This window comes from Mucilaginibacter flavidus (assembly GCF_024055575.1).
GTDB classification, from domain to species: domain Bacteria; phylum Bacteroidota; class Bacteroidia; order Sphingobacteriales; family Sphingobacteriaceae; genus Mucilaginibacter; species Mucilaginibacter flavidus.
This window is the reverse complement of sequence record NZ_JAMXOE010000005.1, coordinates 104,276-124,749: the sequence shown is the minus strand read 5'-3', so window position 1 is coordinate 124,749 and position 20,474 is coordinate 104,276. Positions and strand designations below refer to the sequence as shown.

The window sequence follows — 20,474 nt, the reverse complement described above, 5'->3', positions numbered from 1 at the left end:
AGAAAAGAAGTTATTCATTGCCGTTCCTTTTAAGGAACGGTTCTATGGCCGATGATTAAGCGGCTTTAGCCAAATTGCTACTGATGCCGCTAACCAGGTCACTGTTACCTATCTCATCTTTAATTTTTTACCTGTTATATTTGTATAGCCGCAATATAGCAGATGGAAAACGCACCCGTTCAAATACTTCGAAAAATTATCCATATTGATATGGATGCGTTTTACGCGTCGGTTGAGCAGCGCGATAACCCGGAATATCGTGGCAAACCCCTCGTTGTAGGCGGCCTGCCGCAAGGCCGGGGCGGCGTAGTTGCCACGGCCAGCTACGAAGCCCGTAAATTTGGTATCCGCTCGGCAATGTCATCAAAACAGGCGTTACAGCTTTGTCCGCACGCGCTGTTTGTGCGGCCCAGGTTTGATGCTTATAAAGATGTTTCGCGAAAAATCAGGGAAATATTTAGCCGGTACACCGATCTGATCGAACCGCTGTCGCTGGATGAGGCCTACCTCGACGTAACCAGCGATAAACTAAACATCGGTTCGGCCATTGAAATCGCGCAGCAAATAAAACAGGCTATTAAAGACGAATTACAGCTAACCGCATCCGCCGGGGTGTCTATCAATAAATTTGTTGCTAAAATTGCTTCCGACATTAATAAGCCAGACGGTTTGAAGTTTATTGGACCGTCGGCAATTGAGAGTTTTATGGAAAAACTGCCCGTTGAGAAGTTTTTTGGTGTAGGCAAGGTAACCTCCCAAAAAATGAAAAACATGGGCCTGCATACCGGCGATGATTTAAAAAAACTGGCTGAAGTTGAGCTCACCAAACATTTCGGCAAAGTGGGCCGCTTTTATTTTAATATAGTACGGGGGATAGATAACCGCGAAGTACAGCCCCACCGCGAAACAAAATCGCTGGCTGCCGAGGACACCTTTGCCTACGACCTGACCACCATTGAAGAAATGGAGGTCGAGTTGGACAAAATTGCCGTCATTGTTTGTACCCGTTTGCAGCACTACCAGCTAAAGGGCCGCACCGTTACCCTTAAAATAAAGTACAGCGATTTTAAGCAGATAACCCGCAACCAGTCATTCGCCACGGGCATTAGCGACCTGGAAACCATAAGTGCCACCGCCAAACGACTGCTTGCGGCAACGGAACCGGAGGACAAACGAATCAGGCTGCTGGGCATATCGTTATCTAACTTTGGTGAGGTTGTTATCCGTGCTAAAGAAGAAAAGCAGACGGATCAGTTGAGTTTGTTTCCTTTTTAAAGTATAATTCTCATCCTACCGTCATTTGACGCGTTGACGCAATTGGATATTTGGTATACAATATATATCACATTGCTAATCTTTTCATATTCTCGATTATCTTCGCTATACTTGATCAATCAACCACAAAGCCTTAATGGATAATAATCTTTACACCAACCTGCATGCCGAAGGTTTGATAAGCGATGAATCGTTTGCAAAAACTATGCAGCGCGAACAGGAGCCGGTGCTGTTTTCCTTACATTGGGAGATACGGACGCTCCTATATATAGGTGTACTATTGCTTACAGGCGGCCTTAGTTTACTTATTTACGAGAATATCGACACCATTGGCCACCAGTTTGTGCTGGGGCTGATTGCATTGATTTGTGCAGGCTGCCTTGTTTATTGTTTTAAAACAAAACTTCCGTTCAGTACAGCAAGGGTAGCCGCCCCCAATTCTTTTTTTGATTATATTCTGTTACTTGGCAGCATAAGCCTGGTTACTTTTGTTGGATACCTGCAGTATCAGTACAATGTATTCGGCACGCATTATGGTATGGCCACACTAATACCTATGCTGGCTTTGTTTTTTATTGCTTATTATTTCGACCATTTGGGCATCCTGAGCCTGGCAATTGCCAACCTGGCCGTTTGGATGGGCGTTACCGTAACCCCAAAGGAACTTTTATTACATAGCGACTTCAATAGCCAGGTAATAGTTTTCACTTACCTTGCCCTAGGGCTGATATTGGTATTTGCAGGCTGGGCTTCGCAACATTTTAACTTCAAAAGGCACTTCAAATTTAGCTACCAGCATTACGGCATACACGTTACTTATATAGCTTTATTGGCGGGCTATTTCCTTTTTTACGATTCGTTTGCCGCATTTGGGTGGATGATTGGCATTGCGATATTGTCTGTAGTGATGTATAACGACGCTTTTAAAAACAAGTCGTTTTACTTTTTGTTGCTGGTGGCGCTGTATAGTTATATTGCTGTAAGCTGTTTAGTGATACGGCTATTAACGCCCATAAGAGGTGAGGGCGCCATTTACTTAATACTCCTTTATTTTATCGGCTCGGGTATCGGGATGATATTTTTGCTCATCAACCTCAATAAAAAATTGAAAACGGCATGATAGCATATAACAAAACCTGGCTTGCCAACTTACGCTTGCAACAACAAGTTAAAGAGAACGTTGAACGCGGCAACATAAGCCATGACGAATTTAATGCCATTGCCGAAAAATACCCGGTTGGGTTTTACACTCCCAATATTTTTGTTCGGGTCGGACTGTTTATAGTTACCTGTATCATAGTTTTATTTGGAGATGGCTTGTTAAGCTTGATGGCTGCAGGCGGGAACATTGCGGAGACTGGCGGCTGGGCTATTTTCCTGGGATTACTAAGTTATGGCGCTTTGGAATTGATGATAAACGCAAAGTATCACTTCCGCTCGGGCGTTGATGATGCGCTGTTGTTTACAGCGGGCTGCGCGTTTATTGGTGGGTTTGCTATGCTTTTGTATAAAAATAACGAAGCGCCTGGTTTTCTACCGCTGGCAATACTTGTTTTCCTGCTAACGCTTTATTTAACCATCCGCTTTGCAGATATGCTTGCGGTTGCCGTATGCTGTGCCTCGTTTTTGTGGATGGTGTTTTTATACTGGACAAGGGTTGCCGGTGTATCAACTGCGCCGTTTATTATGATGCTGGTTTCAGGAGCTATTTACTGGGCAACGCGCAAATACGGCGGTAAAAAAGAATTAATAAATTACGATAACTGTTTTGGGGTAGTTCAGATTTTAAGTTTGATAGCGCTCTATGCCGCCGGCAACTATTATATTATTTCTACCCTGAGCGTCGAAATGATGAATCAAACCGGTCCGGTTGCATTCGGCGTTTTCTTTTGGGTGTGGACTATTGCAGCGCCCTTTGTTTATATCGGTTTTGGTCTCAAACAAAAAAATGCGATACTTTTGCGCACGGGTCTGCTACTGGTTGCCGCCGGGGTATTAACCTTCCGCAACTACTATCACCTGTTGCCGGTCGACGTGATGTTAACCATTGCCGGGGTTGCATTGCTGACCATTGTGTACGCCATAATGCGTTATTTAAAAATACCGAAGCACGGCTTCACCTGCGCCGAGCCAGATAAGGCGAATGCGCTGGATCATCTTAAAATTGAATCGCTGATTGTTGCCGAAACATTTGCCCACACAGCCACGGCACCGGCAAACGACGGTGTAAAATTTGGCGGTGGTGATTTCGGGGGTGGTGGCTCGAGTGGGGGATTTTAAATTGTTGCAAAGTTGTAACGTTGAAAAGTTGCAATGTTAATTGGCGTTTTTGAATGTTGCCGAGTGAACTTTCCAATATTTCAACTTTTAAACACTACTCACACCAACTTATCCGGCGTAATGGGCAAATCTCTTACCCGTTTACCGGTAGCGTTATAAACCGCGTTGGCTACGGCGGCGGCTACGCCAATGGTAGCAATTTCGCCCATGCCTTTGGCGCCGATGGGGTTCAGGATGGTATCAGGTTTATTTACAAAATATGCTTCAACCTGGGGTATGTCGGCTTGTACGGGTACATGGTAATCGGCAAAGTTGTTGTTTACAAGGCGGCCGTAGCGGTGGTCGATAATTGCTTCTTCGGTTAGCGCCATGCCTATACCCATAATGGTGCCGCCTATCATCTGGCTGCGGGCAGTTTTGGGGCTGATGATCAGCCCTGCATCCGCAACAGATATTGCTTTATTGATTTTAACCACACCTGTAGTCGGGTGCACCAGTACTTTCATAAAATGTACCGACCACGAATACATAGCATATTTACCTTGCTCGGCGCCGCCTTTTGATGAAGTAGTCACTTCCAGCTTGTCGAGGTTTTGTTGCTTTAGTATTTGTGTATAGTTGCTGGCATCAGTATTGCCTGCCATTGATTTGAATTTCTCCTTAAGCTCCACGCAGGCATCATGCACCGCAGAGCCCACGGTAGATGTTATCTGTGAGCCGCCCTGTGTTGGCGATGGCGGCAACGATGAATCGCCCATATCAAACTTTATTTTTTCAGCCGGTATTCCCATAACTTCTGAGGCTATGGATACCATGGCTGTTCCTGTTCCCGGGCCGATATCGGTAACTGCTGTTTGCAAAACCAGGGTACCGTCTGCCATCATCCGTGCCAGTACAGTTGCCGAACTGCGGTGCGCGCCAAACATTCCCGCAGCCATGCCATATCCGGCAAGCCAGCCATTTTCGGTTACCGCGCCCGGCTTTTGGTTGCGGTTGCTCCAACCTATTTTTTCAGCGCCAATCTTGTAGGCATCGCTTAAATATTTGCTGCTATAGGGTTTATCGTTGCCTGGGTCGGTTTCGGCATAATTGCGCATGCGGAAATCAATCGGGTCGATATTCAGTTGATAAGACAACTCATCCATTGCCGACTCCAGCGCAAAGGCGCCCGTTGCCTCGCCCGGCCCGCGCATAGGGGTTGGAGTATTAACGTTAAGCGATACTATTTTGTAGCGGGTATTTATATTCGGACTGGCGTACATCAACTGGCTAATGTTAACTACCCCCTCGGTAAAATCTTCATAAACCGACGATTGCCCGGTTGCCTCATGCGTAATGCCAAACAGTTTTCCGTCCGGATTAGCGCCAATGCTCACCTTTTGCCAGGTATATGGGCGATAACCTACCGATGTAAACATATCGGCACGGCTTAAAACCAGTTTAACTGGTTTACCTGTTACTTTTGCTGCCAGCACAGCAGCAATTTCGTGCGGCCAGGTGCGCAAAGCTGCGCCAAACGCTCCGCCAACAAAAGGGGCGGTCACCTGCACATTTTCGGGCGGGAGTTTAAATGCCTGGGCAATGCTGCGCTGGGTTGATTTTACACCCTGTGTTTTGGTATAAACGGTTATCTTGTCGTCCGCGTCCCAGCGGGCAATTGTGGCGTGCAGCTCCATGGGGTTATGCACTTCAGTGGGGATGGTATATTCCTGTTGAATTTTTACCGGCGCCGTGTTCCACGTATCCTCTACGCCTTTTACGAAATCTTTACCCCGGCCAGGAGCAACGGCAGTACTAATGTTATCTTTTAAATTAGTTTGATGTGGGCCGGATTCATAAACTGCACTTACCCGCGAGGCAGCGAACAAAGCCCGCTCAAAAGTGTCAGCCACAACCAAAGCAATAGGCTGGCCGTTAAAATAAACCTGGTCGTTATAAAATATTTTGAGCGGCCCTTTTGGCGATGGCGTATCGGTTTGGTAGCCCGGAATTTTAGGCGCATTAAAACAGGTAAGCACTGAAAGTACACCCGGCGCAGCTTCAGCCTTTTTTGTGTCGATGGATTTTATAGTCCCTTTGGCAATGGTACTGCCAACCAGCACACCATAGACCAAATCTTTTACTTTATATTCGGCAGAATATTTAGCCTGGCCTGTAACCTTTAGGCGGCCATCAACACGGCTTAATCCCTCTTTTGTCATTGGGTCATTGGTCATTATGTCATTGGTTATTTGCCCTATAATCTCTTTAACTTTCATAACATTCCAACTTTACAACATTTCAACTTTCCAACAAATCCTCCATTCCCACTAATTTATCCGGCGTAATAGGCAATTCCCGTATCCTTTTTCCGGTTGCGTTAAACACTGCATTCGCCACTGCAGCGGCCATACCTATCAGGGCGATTTCGCCCATGCCTTTTGCCCCCATGGGGTTAAGGTAGGGATCGGGTTTGTTCACAAATAGTGCTTCAATTTGGGGGATATCGGCATTAACGGGTAAATGATAATCGGCAAAGCTGTTGTTTACCAGACGACCATACCTATGGTCGATAATTACTTCTTCCATCAGCGCCATGCCTATGCCGCCGATGGCTCCGCCAACAATCTGGCTGCGGGCGGTCTTTGGGCTAACAATATGCCCCGAATCGGCAACGCAAACGGCTTTATCAACCTTTACAACACCTGTGGCCGGGTGCACCAAAACTTTAATAAAGTGTACTGACCACGAATACATGGCATATTTTTCCATTTCTGGTCCACCGGATACCGCAGCTGTTACTTCGAGTTTAGGCAGGTCGTTTTTTTTCAATACCTCAACATAATCCGGTTTATCTGTGCCGCCATTTCCGATTAGTTTTTGAAAGCTTTCCTTTAAATCGGTACAGGCCTGGTACACTGCCGAACCAACTGTTGCTGTAGTCGACGAGCCTCCCTGGCTTGGCGCCTGCGGCAACGACGAATCGCCCATATCAAACCTGATTCTATCGGCAGGTATGCCCATGATATCTGATGCGATAGTTACCATCGCGGTGCCGGTACCGGGGCCGATGTCGCTTACGGCGGTTTGTATAATTAACGTGCCATTGGCCATCATAATGGCTTTGGCTGAAGCTTTATCGCGATAGGCACCAAACATGCCAACCCCCATACCGTAACCCACCAGCCAGCCATTCTTGCTTAGCGATGCCGGTTTTGCTTTCCTGTCACTCCATCCGATACTATCAGCGCCAAGCTTATAGGCTTCTTTTAAATATTTGCTCGAAAATGGTTTGCCGCTATCCGGATCGGTTTCAGCGTTGTTAATTATGCGCAATTCAATAGGGTCGATATTCAAAGCATACGCAAGTTCATCCAATGCCGATTCCAGTGCAAAGGCTCCAGTAGCTTCGCCCGGCCCGCGCATCCAGGTTGGCGAACCAATATCAAGTGGCGAAATTTTATAAACGGTATTTACATTGGGGCAGGCATAGGTAGAACGACTAACACCCACCGGGTCTTCGTTAAAATCTTCATAGGTCGATGTTTGACCCGCTGCTTCGTGCGTAATCCCAACGAGCTTGCCATCGGTTGTAGCGCCGATGCCGATTTTTTGCCAGGTATTCGGGCGGTAGCCAACAGAGGTAAACATATCGGCCCTGCCAAGCACCAGTTTAACCGGGCGTTTAACCACTTGTGCAGCCAAAATAGCGGCCACTTCGTGCGGCCAAACCTGCAGGGCACTGCCAAAGGCGCCGCCTACAAATTTGGAGTTTACCTGTATATTAGCTTTTGGCAGTTTAAATATATTGGCAATTCCGTCCTGCGTATCCTGTACGCCCTGGGTTTTGGTCCAAACGGTCAATTTATCAGGGGCATCCCACTTGGCGATTATGGCATGCAGCTCCATCGGACTATGTGATTCAGAGGGAATAATGTACTCCTGTTCCAGCTTTACAGGGGCAGTTTTCCAGGCATCGGCAATGCCGCGTGTTTTTTTACCATCACCTTCAGGGGCAAATGCTTTTGCGGTGTTATCGGCTAATTTGGTTTGATATGTTTCGGCATTATATTGCGCCTTAACCAATGAGGCTGCATATTGCGCGCGCTCGAATGTATTGGCAATGACTACTGCAATTGGCTGGCCGTTAAATAATATTTTATTGTTATAAAAAAGCTTGTACGTGCCTTTTGCAGGCTCCTGCTTACCCGGCTCAACCTGGTACCCTGCTATTTTGGGCGAATTAATATGAGTGATAACAGCCAAAACCCCAGGCGCCTTTTCGGCTGCTTTGGTATCGATGGACCGGATGGTGCCTTTGGTTATGGTACTGCCAACCAGCACGGCATAAACCATCCCCGCAGGCGTAAACTCCGCCGAATACCTCGCCGCGCCGGTAACCTTTAATCGTCCGTCGATACGACTCATTCCTTTCGTCATTGTGTCATTAGTCATTGAGTCATTGGTAAAAGGGGATACTATCAGCTTCATTATTGAAGTATAGGGGCTTTCGAACCTTTACAACAATTACAACCTTTACAATTTACTTAACCTACACCAGCCCAGCCGCATGTTTCAGCGCCTCAACTAAGGTAGCCGGGGCAAGTTTTAGTTTAAATTTATTGTATTCGTAGGCTTTTGCGCCTTGCATGGCTATTTCGGCAACTTGTTTAAAGCTTTCTTCAGTTGCCGGTTTACCAACCAATGCTTTCTCGGCATCAAACAAACGCCATGGCTTGTGCGCCACACCGCCCATTGCAAGCCGGGCTTGTTTTATTGTGCCGTTGCTAATTTCCAAAGCAGCAGCAACCGACGTCAGCGCAAAAGCATACGACTGTCTATCCCGAATTTTAAGGTAGTAGCTGTTTTTTGCGAAATTGTTATGCGGTATACTAATGCCTGTAATTAGTTCGCCAGGGGCCAAAGTATTGTCCATCTCAGGATGCTCCCCAGGCAAACGATGAAACTCCGTAAAAGGAATAAGCCGCTGACCTTTGCGACCACTTACTGTTACCGTAGCATCCAGCGCCGCCAAAGCCACGCACATATCGCTTGGGTGCACGGCAATACATTTATCGCTTGCGCCAAAAATGGCGTGCATCCTGCTATAGCCGCCTATAGCCCCGCATCCTGAGCCGGGCTCCCGTTTATTACATGGCATTGTGGTGTCGTAAAAATAAGCACAACGGGTGCGCTGCATCATATTACCGCCAACTGTGGCCATATTACGCAACTGAGGTGAGGCCCCTGCGTTAAGCGCCATCGCCAGCAGCGGCTGCAGATCTTTAACAAGGTTGGCTTCTGCCACGGCGCTGTTTAAAGCCAGTGCTCCAATATGCAAATGGCCTAATTTATTCACAGAAATACTGTTCAGTGGCAATTGGTTAATATCAACCAGTTTATCGGGCGCTATTACGCCGCGTTTCATCAGGTCGATCAAATTGGTGCCGCCCGCTATGATTTTTGTACCGGGTTTGGCAATAGCGTCAATCGCGCTTTGCTGTGTAGTTGCGCGGGTGTATTGAAATGCTTTCATACGGCTTGCGCTCCTTCCTTAACTTCCTGTATGGCGTTAACAATATTTGGGTAAGCGCCGCAACGGCAAATATTCCCGCTCATATATTCGCGTATTTCCATTTCCGAATTGGCATGTCCCTCGCGTATGCAAGCCACGGCCGACATAATTTGCCCTGGGGTGCAATACCCGCATTGAAAGCCGTCGTGCTTTAAAAAGGCTTCCTGCATGGGGTGCAGCTCGTCGCCCTTGGCAAGACCTTCAATAGTGGTTATCTTTTTGCCGCTGGCCATTACGCCAAGCGTTAAACAACTGTTTACCCGGTGTCCGTCAATATGAACGGTACATGCGCCGCATTGGCCATGGTCGCAGCCTTTTTTGGTGCCAGTAAGGTCGAGCTGTTCGCGAAGGATATCAAGCAAGGTAGCGCGTGGCTCAACCGAAAGGCTATGGGCAACGCCATTCACTTCCAGCTTTATGGGCATCTTTTCAAATGCTTCCGCTATTTTCTCATCTAACCGCATATCCGCAGCCTTGATGGCGGTACCCGGTGTTAAGGCAACGGCAGTTAACAGGGTACTTTGCTTTAAAAAATTACGGCGGGAGTTATCCTTTGCCTCAGTGTCAAAACCGGGCAAAGCATAGTCTTTTTCGTCTTCCATAGATAATAGCTTTATGAAAGGACAAGTTAGGGACTTTTTTGTTTACCCCGGGTAGCAGGAACAAAGAATTTACAAAAAATGCGTTATGTTTTATTTTATATAATGCTTTTATATAGACAGTTAATAAACTAAGATTCTTTGGATTTATAGGATTTTAGGATTGCCTTTTTTGATGGAGAACCAATGTAGCTAATTCGGTTATGGTAGAATTTGGCTGAAGCCGGAATCGGAATTTTATTTATCCGTCGGCTAAAGCCGGACGGCAATGAAAAGATATGTAGAGCGAGAATTCATTGCCGTCACTTTCAAGTGACGGGGAACATGCTAGCGATGAATGGCTTTAGCCAAATTTAGCCGGCACGCACTAATTTGATTGTAGTTCGAAGATATTAGTAACTATCCAGCCTGTTCCCCTTATACATCATAAATAAACCGTAGCATGATGTGGCTACCGCCAATCCACCACCGGTAAATGCAGCCACCGCGGGTTGAGTCAATGTATGGTTTAAGCTAAAAACGATAGCCAAAACAGCTATGATGGTACTCCACGTTGCCAGGTAATAATCAAGGGTACGCTTAAATACTTTGGCCAGCGGGAAAAAATGCAGACCGACAACTAACGCAATTGCAGGTATTGTTAATTCCGGGTGACCAATATTGGTCACAATGTTTACCGCAATAAAGATAAGCAAACCCTCGGCGCCGAAAATAATACCGAACCATTTGCCCATTTTTTTGCCCTCGGCCTTATCTGCTTCTGATTCAATCGCCGGGTGCAGTTTTGCAATACCAAACAGTTTGATTCCTTTTATAATAAAGCTTACGGCCAAAAAAGGAAACACAATTAGGCCCCACGCTTGCACCATGCCATGCAATCCGCTAAAGGCGATGCCCGTCCATATCATGGTAAAGCCCGCCATCATCAGCAAGCCGGTTGCAATGCCTTTTACTGCTACAGCGGGTATTAATTGTGACTGGTCGTTCATGTTTGTTTAGGTTAATATCAGTTTAATATAAGTAGGGACGCCCCGATAGCTCGGGGCGTCTCGCTTGTGCCAATTAATATTTTCGTTTAAGAGACACAAGTATTGTGTCTCTACGTTTGTTCATTATTTTTTTTCCAGTTTAGGTACCCTTTTAGGCGTATCTGCACCGGATACTATGCCACGCGAACTCAAAGCTATTGCCCTGATGGTTGACGTTATATTTGCTACATCCAATGTGCTAAACTCGTCGCCAACGGTGTGGTAAAGCTTATCTATATCAATCTGGTCGGTTGATATAGTGTGTGCCGGTACGCCGACTGCTGCAAGGGAGGCATTGTCGCTACGGTAAAACAGGTTTTGCGCCGGGTAGGGATCCGGGTAAAACTTAAAGGCCGTGCCCTCCAGGTTTTTTTGCAGGATGGTGCCAAAATCCGACCGTTCAAAGCCGGTAATAAAAGCCGAATTTTCGCCGAATTTAGATGCCTTGCCAATCATCTCGATATTAAACATAGCGACCACTTTATCAGGGTCGACGGTTGTTGCAAAATACTGTGAGCCAAACTCACCAATTTCCTCGGCGGTAAATGCAGCAAAAATTAATGTACGTGCATTATTATTTAGCTTTTTGTAATACTTAGCGAGGGTGATCACAGCCGTGGTGCCCGATGCGTCATCGTCGGCACCGTTGGCAATGCTGTCGCCTTTTACGGGTTTAATAATCCCCAAATGGTCGTAATGACCCGAAAATACAACCGACTCATCAGGCTTTGTTTTGCCCGGGATCATTCCTACTATGTTAAATAGGGGCAGTTTTTCTGCTTTACCGGTATAGTTTACATCGAAAGATTTAATATCATCATGGCTGCCCAGCACAAATACCAACTGTTGCGCGTCGTTAGGCTGATTGTTGATACCGCCTTTCAGCGTCCGGTTTCTTAGGTTTTGAAAGATCGAAGTGAATTGCGGGTCAACCAAAATCAGCATTTTTTTGCCGCTTTGGGCATAGCCCATGTATTCGTTCCGAAAGTTTTTGTCGGCGCTCAGTTTAACTATCTGCACATCGCTGTTGTTGGTCCAGCTAAATGACGTCGCACTTGAACTTGTAAAAACACTATCCAGTGGTATCATTTTACCGTTGATATTTGCCAGGGTTTTAAGTGCGGTAACCCGCGTTTGGGTAAAATTTTGGCGGAAGCTTGTGTTACCTGTTAAAGGCACCAGGCCTGCCTGCTTGTACTGTCCTTCTATGTACTGTGCAGCTTTCTCAATCCCGGGGGTAAACGTTGCGCGGCCCTGCATGTCATCGGCCGATAAGGTTTTGATAACTTGTTCAACCTCGTTTTGGTTAATTAATTTATTTACGTCCTGGCCGTAGCTATAGAAGGATACTGCCAGTAGGGCTAATGCTGCCGTTACTTTTTTCATTGATGAGTGGTTAGTTTTAAGTTTAATTTTTTATTTGACCTTTGATGATAGCCAGTTGTTACGGAAAGTTTCCTGTTCTTTTGTTAATTCTTTTCCAGCCTTCTCGTTTGTAACCACTTCAAGGGTTGGGTTTTCTTCTAATATTATGGTTGTTTCGTGCTCGCCCGTGCGGTCTTTGTAATTAACCACCAGCTTATCGCCGATAATTTTTGTCGCCACAATATCGGTAAATGATTTTGCATCGGTTACGTCTTTGCCATCAGCCTTTAAAATGATATCGCCCGCATCAAGCCCTGCTTTGTAAACAGGTGTGCCCTGTACAGTACTCGCCTGTAGTGGCAGACCAACAGTTCCCGCTGTGCGTGCAACACCCGAGCGACCGCGATTTTGTGCTATAGACAACGGTCCCGCCCATGCTTTTCCGGCCTCCATTTTACGCAATACTAAACCTGCTTTGGCTAATAACCCTTCATAGTCGTTTTTATCAAGCCCGTTGATGTATTTGCCAAAAAAATCAGCGGCAAACTTTGGGTTCTTTGTTACCTGTGCCAGGTCGGCCTGTAAATCGGGGATGGTATAGGGTTTCATCACCTTGCCGCGGTTTAACCAAACGGTGCGCATATAATCATCCAGCGTCAGGTTAAAGTCGCTGCGTAAACGTAAATCCAGTGCTAATGCAATGGCCCCGCCGTAAACGTAGTAGCTGGTAAAAACGTTGTTATTGTTATTTGGGTCGATAGAAACACCAGCATCAGCAAAAACTGAATATCGGCTCATTTGCGCCGCAGTATACAATTTTGAAGCTGGTTTATTTAGTACGGCATTGACCAGCCCGGCAATAGTACCCGTGTACTGGTCAATTTTTTGGAATCCTGAACGCACCAGCAACAATTCGCCATAATATTGGGTGAAGCCTTCGGCGAACCAAAGCTCGCTGCTCATGTTGGCATGCTCAAAATTAAATGGTTCCAGCGATTTTGGCCGGATGCGTTTTACATTCCAGCTGTGGAAATACTCGTGCGAAAATGTGCCCAGCAGCGCAACTTCGTTACCCGCAAGCTTATCTGCTGGCTGTACTATACAAGTGGAGTTGCGGTGCTCCATCCCATCGCCTGATACAGTAGGGTGAATATCGTCTAAAAATGTGTACTCGCCATAGTCATAAGCGGGCAACTCGCCAAAAACGGCTTTCTCTTCAAGCACCATCTTCTGCACCATGGTAGCAAAATTGTCAACAACCGCCTGGCTATCATCTGCGTGGATAGTAAGGTTTATCTTCTCGGTTTTGCCATCCGTGTTTTTAACATCCCAGCTGTTTATTTTATAGTCGGACAGTTCTGTTGGGCTGTCCATCATGTATTGCATATCAGGGGCGCTGTATACATTGGCGTTTTCGTGTTTTAGCTGCGTGGCCACTTTCCAGTTGTATTTATCCAAATCGTTAAACTGGAACTGGATGGGGCGTTTCTCCTGGCCGGGTATCCACATAAAAGCCGCTGGCATATTCAGGTGTGCGTGGCTTGGGTCGATGCCGGCGTAGGTGCCATCGGTATGGTTTGCAAAAAGGGTGTAGGTAATCTTTACAGTTTCGGGATGGGAGCCAATCTCGTAAACATCGCCCTCAATTTGTTTTATCGGCAGTTCCTTGCCTTTGCCGTCGGTGGCCTTAACATTGTAAACGTTTTTGCCAAACTCGTGCGTGGCATAACGCCCGGCAGATGAGCGGCTCATCCTCACATTAAACCTGCCATCGGGAGCCTGTGGTACAAACATCACAATCTCTGCCTCATGGTGGGCCGCGTTAGGAAACGATACGGAATAAAATATAGGCCGGACAGGTTGCTGGGCCATAGCTTCGGCTGCCATAAAGCCGGCAGCCAGTATTAAAAACAGTTTTTTCATACAGTCAGTTAAAGCGATGAAATTACTATTTATATGGGAAAAAGTTATGTAATAAAGTTGAGAGAAGTGAGGAAGTCCGAAAGTCGGGAAAGTCAGTAAAGTCCGAAAGACGGAAATCAATATCGTAGGGGCTTATTGCATAAGCCCTCGCCAATATGCAGACAGGAATTGTTCGTTACGGCTTATGCAATAAGCCCTAACAGCGAAAAACGAATCACATCTTCTCCAATCTGAAATTCAACATCCCATAATCGCTGTATTGCGCCTGCTCAACACGGATGGTGTGTTTGCCGCTTAATTTAATAATGGCGTCTTTATGATTATCCTCGTCGTTCTTTAATTTGGCCGGGTCCCAGTTTTTAATAACCAGTTTGCCGTCAACGTATAATTTAACCAATTCTGATGCGCTTATGCCTAACCGGTAACTTGCGGCGGGTACATTAATTTCGGTTGTTGAAACGGTTGCTATTTTTTGCCTGGCGATGTTTTTGCCGAAGTTTTTACCAAATACGTCGGCCAGTAGCTTACCTGTCGATGTCTTTACCGAGTTGCCTACAATCAGCTTTTTAAATTCAGCTTCGTGTTTTAGGGGTTCGTTGCTATCATCAAACGCAAACCACTGCATTTGCCATTGGGTGGACGCGTTAAACTCGCGATAATGGAAAGTATATGGGTAACCCGGTGGATATTTTAATCCGAAAGGAGAGGTTACGGCGCTGCCTATATATGTAAATTCAATGTCGATATCAGTCGTTGCCGAAGTGTCCTTTTTAACGGCGAAATTGTCCGAAAATTTACCTGCCATTTTTGATGGCTGCGACACGCCTTTCATTTTTACTATTTCCCAATCTCCCTGCGGCCCCATCATGTCAAAGTGCATCACGCCGGTGCTGTCTGTTTTTTGCCACCAGGCTATGGGGTAGCTGAAGTTGTATGGGCCCCAGTCGTTCATCATGATGTATTTGCGGCCACGGGGATAACTTTCGGGCAATTGCTTTGGCGACTTTATCTGATCAATATGCCTATCATAATCAATATGTTTTGGCTCCGTGCTACCTGTGTTTTTTTCAAGCGTGATATGGGTAACGGTTGAGTCAAGCTTTTCAGGTATATTACTTTCTGATAATTTATTGTTGACTATTGCTAAGCTATCTGTATGATGAATATTTAAAACCTTTTTGACATTGGTAAATGTGTTATCGCTCACCAGGTAATTCACGCTCCTTGTATCCCGTTTTTGAACATATCCGTAGCTTTTTGCCATTTTAGGGTTCGACCATAATTCAATCGCGACTTTATCATCTTTAAAATGATTTTGAGCGATAGTATCCTTCATTCCATGTTCAATGGCAATGGCCGACATATTACCTGCAAAGCTGTTATCTGCAATAATTGAATTATAACTGAAGCCGCCCCACACTCCATGCCAGCAATCATGAATAATGTTCTTTATTACACGGTTACGGCTAAATGTAAGTTCAACTCCGTTTGTGGGGGCATAGGAGAAATCATTTTCATACAAAACATTATCATTGCAGCCGCCCAAGCCAGTATCCATAGTTGATTGCCCGGCCCAAAGAAAAAAGCCATCACCCGAGTGGGTTACTGTATTTCTGATGATTAAATTGTTGTTGCACTGTTCAAAAACAAGGATACCGGCCGAATCTTGTCCGCGGTAATAAACGCCATCGCTATAGCCGCGTACGTTCCAGTCGATATTATTTTGGTTTATCAAATTCCGGCTGCTGCGGTACATTCCTATGCCCAGGCCAGAGTTGAACGAAAGATTATTCTCTAAAATCACACCATCATTGCAGCTCGTTAGCATTAACCCGCACTGCCCATTGGTGATTTTTGAATATCTAAGATCAAAATGATTGCAATCGCGCAGATAGATCCCCGCGCCGTAACGCAGCCATTCGTCATCTTCGTTGTGATGGTAGCTCTGCCAGTCGGCCAGGTCTTCGCGGTCGCGGGTACTATTAAGGTGTTGGCGGTAATTATAACTGAAGTCGCTGACTTTGATATGCAAATAATTTATCCCTTTCGCCATTAAACCAACCTTATAGCCTTTTACAATCAGGTTTTTTATAGTGATGTTTTTGCCGCTTTTTATAATGATACCGGTTCCTTTAAATTTATCCGGGGTTTCAATATCAGTACTGCCCTCTACAATGGCCCCGTTAAAATCAATAATTATATTATTACCCTCGATAATAATTGGTGCCACCGATAAAGAATCAGCGCCTTCAAAATGATAAAGTTGTTTTTTAATAGTTACGGAATGTTTAATAACAATTCCTTTATAAAGCGCGATGGCTTTGGTTTGTGCGTACGCCTGTTGGATTGTGGAAACGCAAATCAACAAAAAAAGAAAAAAAAGGATATTTTTAAAGGGCTTCATGGCGAAAAAATATCCTGCAATTTAAGGTTATCTATCTAATAAACATATTGAGTAAATATCATCTTACGCCTTTTGACCGCAGGCCTGCGACCTGCGCTGATGAATTGCGGCCGGTTGGGCCTCGGAGATTTTCCTGAATTTAACGTGAGTCCGATATAAGGACTGGCTGCTTAATTTTCGGCCACTTAGTTTTTTCTAAATTTATTCAAAAAATGAAACATCTGATAATCAACATGTTTCATTGCGTTCCATGTGTTCCGCGTATAAAAATGGAACGCTTTGTGTAAGCACAGCCCTAACAATTACAACTCTTACAACCTAAATCAATCGTAACTATGCCGCTCAACATCATAGTCAGACTGTGCCGAAATAATCTTTTTCTCCTTATCAACATCCCGCTCCAAACGGTGGTCATAAACTTCGTCTATCACCCGTATATGTCGTTCTTTGTCCCTTTCGGCATAATACTCGTCCGCCTCATTGATTTTTGAAACAGCCACATCATAAGCTCCGCGCGGCGACATCAGCTTCACAAACACCGGCAAACATTCAAACAAAATAAACAACCAGCTAATGAATGATTCGGCCAAATAAGTGTCTAAATCCCTTGTCCCGTTTTCGTTGTATGATAGTTGGCCCAATGCCCAGTTGCGGTCGCTAAAGCCAGCCACATTCGAAAGGCTGTCCAGCTGATGCTCGTTAAACAGGCGGGTGTCGTTTACCCCTTCATAATCTTTGCGCCGGCTCAGGTAATCTTCCATTTTTCCCTGGTTTTCCATCACCGTTTTCAGGCGATCTTCCTTTTCCTGCAATACGGCTTGTTTGCCTTTGGCATAGGTGCCATAGCCAACGATGCCAGATGTCTGGTCATTTTTCTCACCGAAAACTTCCTGGTTAAGCTGCTGGCGGGATTGGGTGATATCGCTTTCAAGGGAATCCTTTTCCCTTTTCAGTTCGTTGTTTTTACGCATTTCCATGGCATACTTGTCATTGTAGGTTTTGGTAAGCGTATCTATTTTACGGTGCTGGCCTTTAAGGTAAGCCGTTTTTAATTTCTGGCGGATTTCCTTGTCGAATATTTTCAGTTCAAGCGGCCGCGATATTACAATTCCTATCATTATTGCCAATAAAATACGGGGCGATGCCTGCAATATCTGCTGGTTAGTGGTACCTGTTTTATCGATACTGGATACAATGTACCTGTCGAGATTAAAAATAGCAGTACCCCATATCAGGCCAAATAAAATAGCGAAAATCCAGGCGGCCGGGTTGCCGGCGAAAACAAAATACATGGCATATCCGCCTGATAGAGAGGCAAATAATGCGGTAAAAAATATAGTGGCGCCTATGCCTACGTATTTATTATGCTCGAGGGGGTATTTTTTTAATGTGCCTATATGTGCTCCGGAACAAAACCAGAAAAAACGCGTAACTTTCTTCATCAATAGTATTATCTGTTTGCAAACATATATGAAACGCCGTAACACCTTGAATGTTACAAATTGCAGACCTAAATATTTGAAGTATAACAATTACCTTTGGCCATTACAATTATCAAAAACATGAAAGAAATTAGCGTACAGGAACTAAAAGACAAAAAAGATAAAGGCGAAGATTTTCAACTGATTGATGTGCGGGAAGATTTTGAATACGAAATGAGCAACCTCGGCGGATTGTCGATTCCATTGGGCGGCGTTTTAATCGAGAGTGAAAAAATCGCTAAAGATAAACCCGTAGTAGTAATGTGCCGCAGCGGTAAACGCAGTGCAGCTGCCATTATGCAGCTGGAGCAGCAGGGTTTTACTAACCTTTATAACCTGCAGGGCGGCATTTTAGCCTGGGCCGACCAAATTGACCCTACTATCAACGTATACTAACATGGCAGGCAAGTTATTTTTAAATACGCTGTACAACGTGTGCATATTTATATGCTTAATTGCCGGCTATAACTATGGTATATCCGACAAGCACTACATTTATTTATTACCCGCAGCAGCAATTATTGCTATCTTTATAGTGCTTAAGGTTCGGCTTTTAAAAGAAGTAAAAAAGGCTCAAAAAAACCCATAGCTCCTCAATTATGCTTATTGCAATTCTAGGTGTCATTATGCTCGTTGTGGGCATAGTGCTTAAACGCGGCCCTGAACCAGGCAACCGCTTTGCCGGTACTATTAATAAAGTGGCGGTTTTGGTTATTTTAATTGGAATTCTTTTATCGTCGGTTAAAATAATCGATCCCGGCAAAGTTGGCGTACAAACGCTGTTTGGCAAGGTGCAGGATGGCATTTTAGAAAGCGGCCTGCACGTTATTAACCCATTTGTTGATGTTACAACGTTCAGCATCCAGACTGAAAATTATACCATGAGCGCCAAAACCGGCGAAGGCGCTATCCAGGGCGATGATGCCATCCGGGTTTTATCGTCCGACGGTTTGGAAGTTACCATCGACCTTTCTGTTTTGTACAAAGTTATTCCTTCGAAAGCGCCGTACATTTATCAAAATATCGGCGTTAATTACGAGGATAAGATTGTTCGCCCGGTTACCCGAACTTCTATACGTGATAACGCGGTAAATTATGTAGCTGTGGATCTTTACTCAACCAAGCGCGAAGAGTTCCAGTTTAAAATCAACAAATCCATCACCGACAATTTTGCCAAAAACGGCTTATCGATTCAGCAAATATTGGTGCGTAACATTACGCTGCCTGCAACTGTTAGGGCAAGTATCGAGTCAAAAATACAAGCTGAACAGGAAGCCCAGAAAATGCAGTTTGTGCTACAAAAGGAGCGCCAGGAAGCCGACCGTAAACGCGTGGAAGCACAAGGTATAGCTGATTACCAAAAAATATTGGCAACGGGATTAACCGACAAACAACTTCAATATCAATCTATTTTAGCGCAAAGGGATATTGCATTGTCGCCAAATACCAAGATCATTTTTATAGGTGGTAAAGGTGGTAACCCGATAATGTTGAGTGATAAATAGTGAAGCAGGAATTGATTAAAGCAGATTTGACAACTTTTTGAAAGTTGTCAAATCTTACTCCATATTTTACTTTATACCGTAATGGTCGTTCATCAACTTCTCGAACAAACCACCTGGCAATATGCTTTTCAACGTCGGGGCGATGGTCTGACCAAATGCACCTACCAGGTAACGGTGAGCCGGGCTTGATGAATCAACTATCTGGCAAAGCTTTTTGCCGATAACTTCGGGGTTAGCGCCGATGCTCTCATCTTTCTCCATTGCAGCAACGGCAGTATTATATTCCTTTTCCAGCATTTCGTTTTTTATCGGGAAAGGCACTTTTTCGCGGTTTTGGGTAAAGTCGGATTTAAAATCACCGGGGTTAATTAGCGTTACTTTAACGCCTGTATTGCGTAATTCCATCCGCAGGCTTTGCGAGTAACCCTCGATAGCATATTTTGATGCGCTGTACATGCTCTGGTATGGCAAGCCGAATAAGCCGGCTAATGAACTGATGTTTACAATCAAGCCACTTTTTATAGCAATCATATGTGGTAATACCGCACTGCTCACGCGCACTACACCAAAAAAGTTAACTTCAAACTGTTTTTTTGCGCTGTCAACAGGCATGGCGTAGGCCGGACCGGTAACGCCGTTGCCTGCGTTATTTACCAACACGTCAATATGGCCTTCGGCCTTAATGATTTTATCGATGGCGGCGTTTACCGATGCGTCATCGGTAACATCAAGCTCAATGGGTTTAAATGAGACTGATTTCATGCGTTTTAAATCGCGCGATGAACCATAAACTGTATGTCCCTTTGCCTGTAAAGCAGTTGCACAAGCCAAACCTATGCCGGACGAAGCGCCGGTTACCAAAATTACTTTACCCATTTTATTATTACTTGATGTGTTGATTTTTAGTTTAACATCCGGGAAACGCACCGGGAGGCGTAAAAATGCAAATTAATAAGGAAGTAGAAAAATTGTTTTTTAAAATGACTTGCCCGCGTGTATTGGTCAAAATATAACTTTTTAAAATATACCTCCGGAGATATTATCAATCAACTAATTATGT

General features: G+C 45.0%; 16 protein-coding genes. 6 read left to right on the top strand and 10 right to left on the bottom strand.

Translation table 11 applies throughout. From position 1 onward, the window contains the following. Positions 1 to 162: 162 nt before the first annotated feature. The 3 genes from dinB to NAF19_RS10905 all read left to right on the top strand — a co-directional run bounded on the left by dinB (position 163) and on the right by NAF19_RS10905 (position 3,555). The gene (gene dinB / locus NAF19_RS10915) at positions 163 to 1,275 is read left to right on the top strand and encodes a DNA polymerase IV (RefSeq protein ID WP_252790078.1); all 1,113 of its coding nucleotides are present in this window, start codon (positions 163 to 165) and stop codon (positions 1,273 to 1,275) included. Between the two features lie 136 nt (positions 1,276 to 1,411). Then, entirely contained in the window at positions 1,412 to 2,395 is a 984-nt protein-coding gene (locus NAF19_RS10910) for a DUF2157 domain-containing protein (RefSeq protein ID WP_252790077.1), read from the top strand. Beyond that, entirely contained in the window at positions 2,392 to 3,555 is a 1,164-nt protein-coding gene (locus tag NAF19_RS10905; RefSeq protein ID WP_252790076.1) for a hypothetical protein, read from the top strand. The genes NAF19_RS10910 and NAF19_RS10905 overlap by 4 nt, the downstream gene beginning before the upstream one ends. A gap of 98 nt (positions 3,556 to 3,653) precedes the next feature. On the opposite strand, the gene NAF19_RS10900 is transcribed toward NAF19_RS10905, so the two are convergent. The 9 genes from NAF19_RS10900 to NAF19_RS10860 form a co-directional block, all read right to left on the bottom strand. Next, a complete protein-coding gene (locus NAF19_RS10900; RefSeq protein WP_252790075.1) occupies positions 3,654 to 5,813 on the bottom strand; it encodes a xanthine dehydrogenase family protein molybdopterin-binding subunit in 2,160 nt (719 codons plus the stop codon). 22 nt (positions 5,814 to 5,835) lie between these two features. Continuing rightward, on the bottom strand, positions 5,836 to 7,989 hold the full coding sequence (locus tag NAF19_RS10895; protein ID WP_252790074.1) for a xanthine dehydrogenase family protein molybdopterin-binding subunit: 2,154 nt from the start codon (positions 7,987 to 7,989) through the stop codon (positions 5,836 to 5,838). A gap of 97 nt (positions 7,990 to 8,086) precedes the next feature. Further along, entirely contained in the window at positions 8,087 to 9,070 is a 984-nt protein-coding gene (locus NAF19_RS10890) for an FAD binding domain-containing protein (RefSeq protein WP_252790073.1), read from the bottom strand. After that, a complete protein-coding gene (locus NAF19_RS10885) occupies positions 9,067 to 9,711 on the bottom strand; it encodes a (2Fe-2S)-binding protein (RefSeq protein ID WP_252790072.1) in 645 nt (214 codons plus the stop codon). The genes NAF19_RS10890 and NAF19_RS10885 overlap by 4 nt, the downstream gene beginning before the upstream one ends. A 389-nt stretch (positions 9,712 to 10,100) precedes the next feature. Beyond that, positions 10,101 to 10,697, bottom strand: a complete 597-nt coding sequence (locus NAF19_RS10880) for a hypothetical protein (protein WP_252790071.1) — start codon at positions 10,695 to 10,697, stop codon at positions 10,101 to 10,103. 123 nt (positions 10,698 to 10,820) lie between these two features. Continuing rightward, on the bottom strand, positions 10,821 to 12,122 hold the full coding sequence (locus NAF19_RS10875) for a M20/M25/M40 family metallo-hydrolase (protein WP_252790070.1): 1,302 nt from the start codon (positions 12,120 to 12,122) through the stop codon (positions 10,821 to 10,823). Between the two features lie 30 nt (positions 12,123 to 12,152). Beyond that, positions 12,153 to 14,024 (bottom strand): M61 family metallopeptidase, encoded by a 1,872-nt coding sequence (locus NAF19_RS10870; protein WP_252790069.1) that lies wholly within the window; start codon positions 14,022 to 14,024, stop codon positions 12,153 to 12,155. 214 nt (positions 14,025 to 14,238) lie between these two features. Further along, entirely contained in the window at positions 14,239 to 16,428 is a 2,190-nt protein-coding gene (locus NAF19_RS10865) for a right-handed parallel beta-helix repeat-containing protein (protein ID WP_252790068.1), read from the bottom strand. Positions 16,429 to 16,751: 323 nt separating this feature from the next. Further along, positions 16,752 to 17,870 carry a DUF4407 domain-containing protein gene (locus NAF19_RS10860; RefSeq protein WP_252790067.1) on the bottom strand — a complete coding sequence of 373 codons (1,119 nt, stop codon included), beginning with the start codon at positions 17,868 to 17,870 and terminating at the stop codon, positions 16,752 to 16,754. A gap of 120 nt (positions 17,871 to 17,990) precedes the next feature. Here NAF19_RS10860 and NAF19_RS10855 point away from each other — a divergent pair, with 120 nt between their 5' ends. The 3 genes from NAF19_RS10855 to NAF19_RS10845 are packed head-to-tail and all read left to right on the top strand — an operon-like array spanning position 17,991 to position 19,414. Further along, positions 17,991 to 18,305 (top strand): rhodanese-like domain-containing protein, encoded by a 315-nt coding sequence (locus NAF19_RS10855; RefSeq protein ID WP_252790066.1) that lies wholly within the window; start codon positions 17,991 to 17,993, stop codon positions 18,303 to 18,305. Between the two features lies 1 nt (position 18,306). After that, positions 18,307 to 18,498, top strand: coding sequence for a DUF6358 family protein (locus tag NAF19_RS10850; protein ID WP_252790065.1), 192 nt, complete (start codon positions 18,307 to 18,309; stop codon positions 18,496 to 18,498). 10 nt (positions 18,499 to 18,508) lie between these two features. Beyond that, positions 18,509 to 19,414: a prohibitin family protein gene (locus tag NAF19_RS10845; RefSeq protein ID WP_252790064.1), complete on the top strand. Its 906-nt coding sequence runs from the start codon at positions 18,509 to 18,511 to the stop codon at positions 19,412 to 19,414. Positions 19,415 to 19,480: 66 nt separating this feature from the next. Here NAF19_RS10845 and NAF19_RS10840 read toward each other — a convergent pair whose 3' ends face one another. Next, entirely contained in the window at positions 19,481 to 20,290 is an 810-nt protein-coding gene (locus NAF19_RS10840; protein ID WP_252790063.1) for an SDR family oxidoreductase, read from the bottom strand. Positions 20,291 to 20,474 lie beyond the last annotated feature (184 nt).

Excerpts from the sequence above, each read along its gene's own strand:
- NAF19_RS10880 (WP_252790071.1), bottom strand. The coding sequence starts at position 10,697 with ATGAACGACCAGTCACAATTAATACCCGCTGTAGCAGTAAAAGGCATT.
- NAF19_RS10840 (WP_252790063.1), bottom strand. The coding sequence starts at position 20,290 with ATGGGTAAAGTAATTTTGGTAACCGGCGCTTCGTCCGGCATAGGTTTG.
- NAF19_RS10885 (WP_252790072.1), bottom strand. The coding sequence starts at position 9,711 with ATGGAAGACGAAAAAGACTATGCTTTGCCCGGTTTTGACACTGAGGCA.
- NAF19_RS10905 (WP_252790076.1), top strand. The coding sequence starts at position 2,392 with ATGATAGCATATAACAAAACCTGGCTTGCCAACTTACGCTTGCAACAA.
- NAF19_RS10865 (WP_252790068.1), bottom strand. The coding sequence starts at position 16,428 with ATGAAGCCCTTTAAAAATATCCTTTTTTTTCTTTTTTTGTTGATTTGC.
- NAF19_RS10870 (WP_252790069.1), bottom strand. The coding sequence starts at position 14,024 with ATGAAAAAACTGTTTTTAATACTGGCTGCCGGCTTTATGGCAGCCGAA.
- NAF19_RS10890 (WP_252790073.1), bottom strand. The coding sequence starts at position 9,070 with ATGAAAGCATTTCAATACACCCGCGCAACTACACAGCAAAGCGCGATT.
- NAF19_RS10860 (WP_252790067.1), bottom strand. The coding sequence starts at position 17,870 with ATGAAGAAAGTTACGCGTTTTTTCTGGTTTTGTTCCGGAGCACATATA.
- NAF19_RS10875 (WP_252790070.1), bottom strand. The coding sequence starts at position 12,122 with ATGAAAAAAGTAACGGCAGCATTAGCCCTACTGGCAGTATCCTTCTAT.
- dinB (WP_252790078.1), top strand. The coding sequence starts at position 163 with ATGGAAAACGCACCCGTTCAAATACTTCGAAAAATTATCCATATTGAT.
- NAF19_RS10895 (WP_252790074.1), bottom strand. The coding sequence starts at position 7,989 with ATGACTAATGACACAATGACGAAAGGAATGAGTCGTATCGACGGACGA.
- NAF19_RS10900 (WP_252790075.1), bottom strand. The coding sequence starts at position 5,813 with ATGAAAGTTAAAGAGATTATAGGGCAAATAACCAATGACATAATGACC.
- NAF19_RS10855 (WP_252790066.1), top strand. The coding sequence starts at position 17,991 with ATGAAAGAAATTAGCGTACAGGAACTAAAAGACAAAAAAGATAAAGGC.
- NAF19_RS10910 (WP_252790077.1), top strand. The coding sequence starts at position 1,412 with ATGGATAATAATCTTTACACCAACCTGCATGCCGAAGGTTTGATAAGC.
- NAF19_RS10850 (WP_252790065.1), top strand. The coding sequence starts at position 18,307 with ATGGCAGGCAAGTTATTTTTAAATACGCTGTACAACGTGTGCATATTT.
- NAF19_RS10845 (WP_252790064.1), top strand. The coding sequence starts at position 18,509 with ATGCTTATTGCAATTCTAGGTGTCATTATGCTCGTTGTGGGCATAGTG.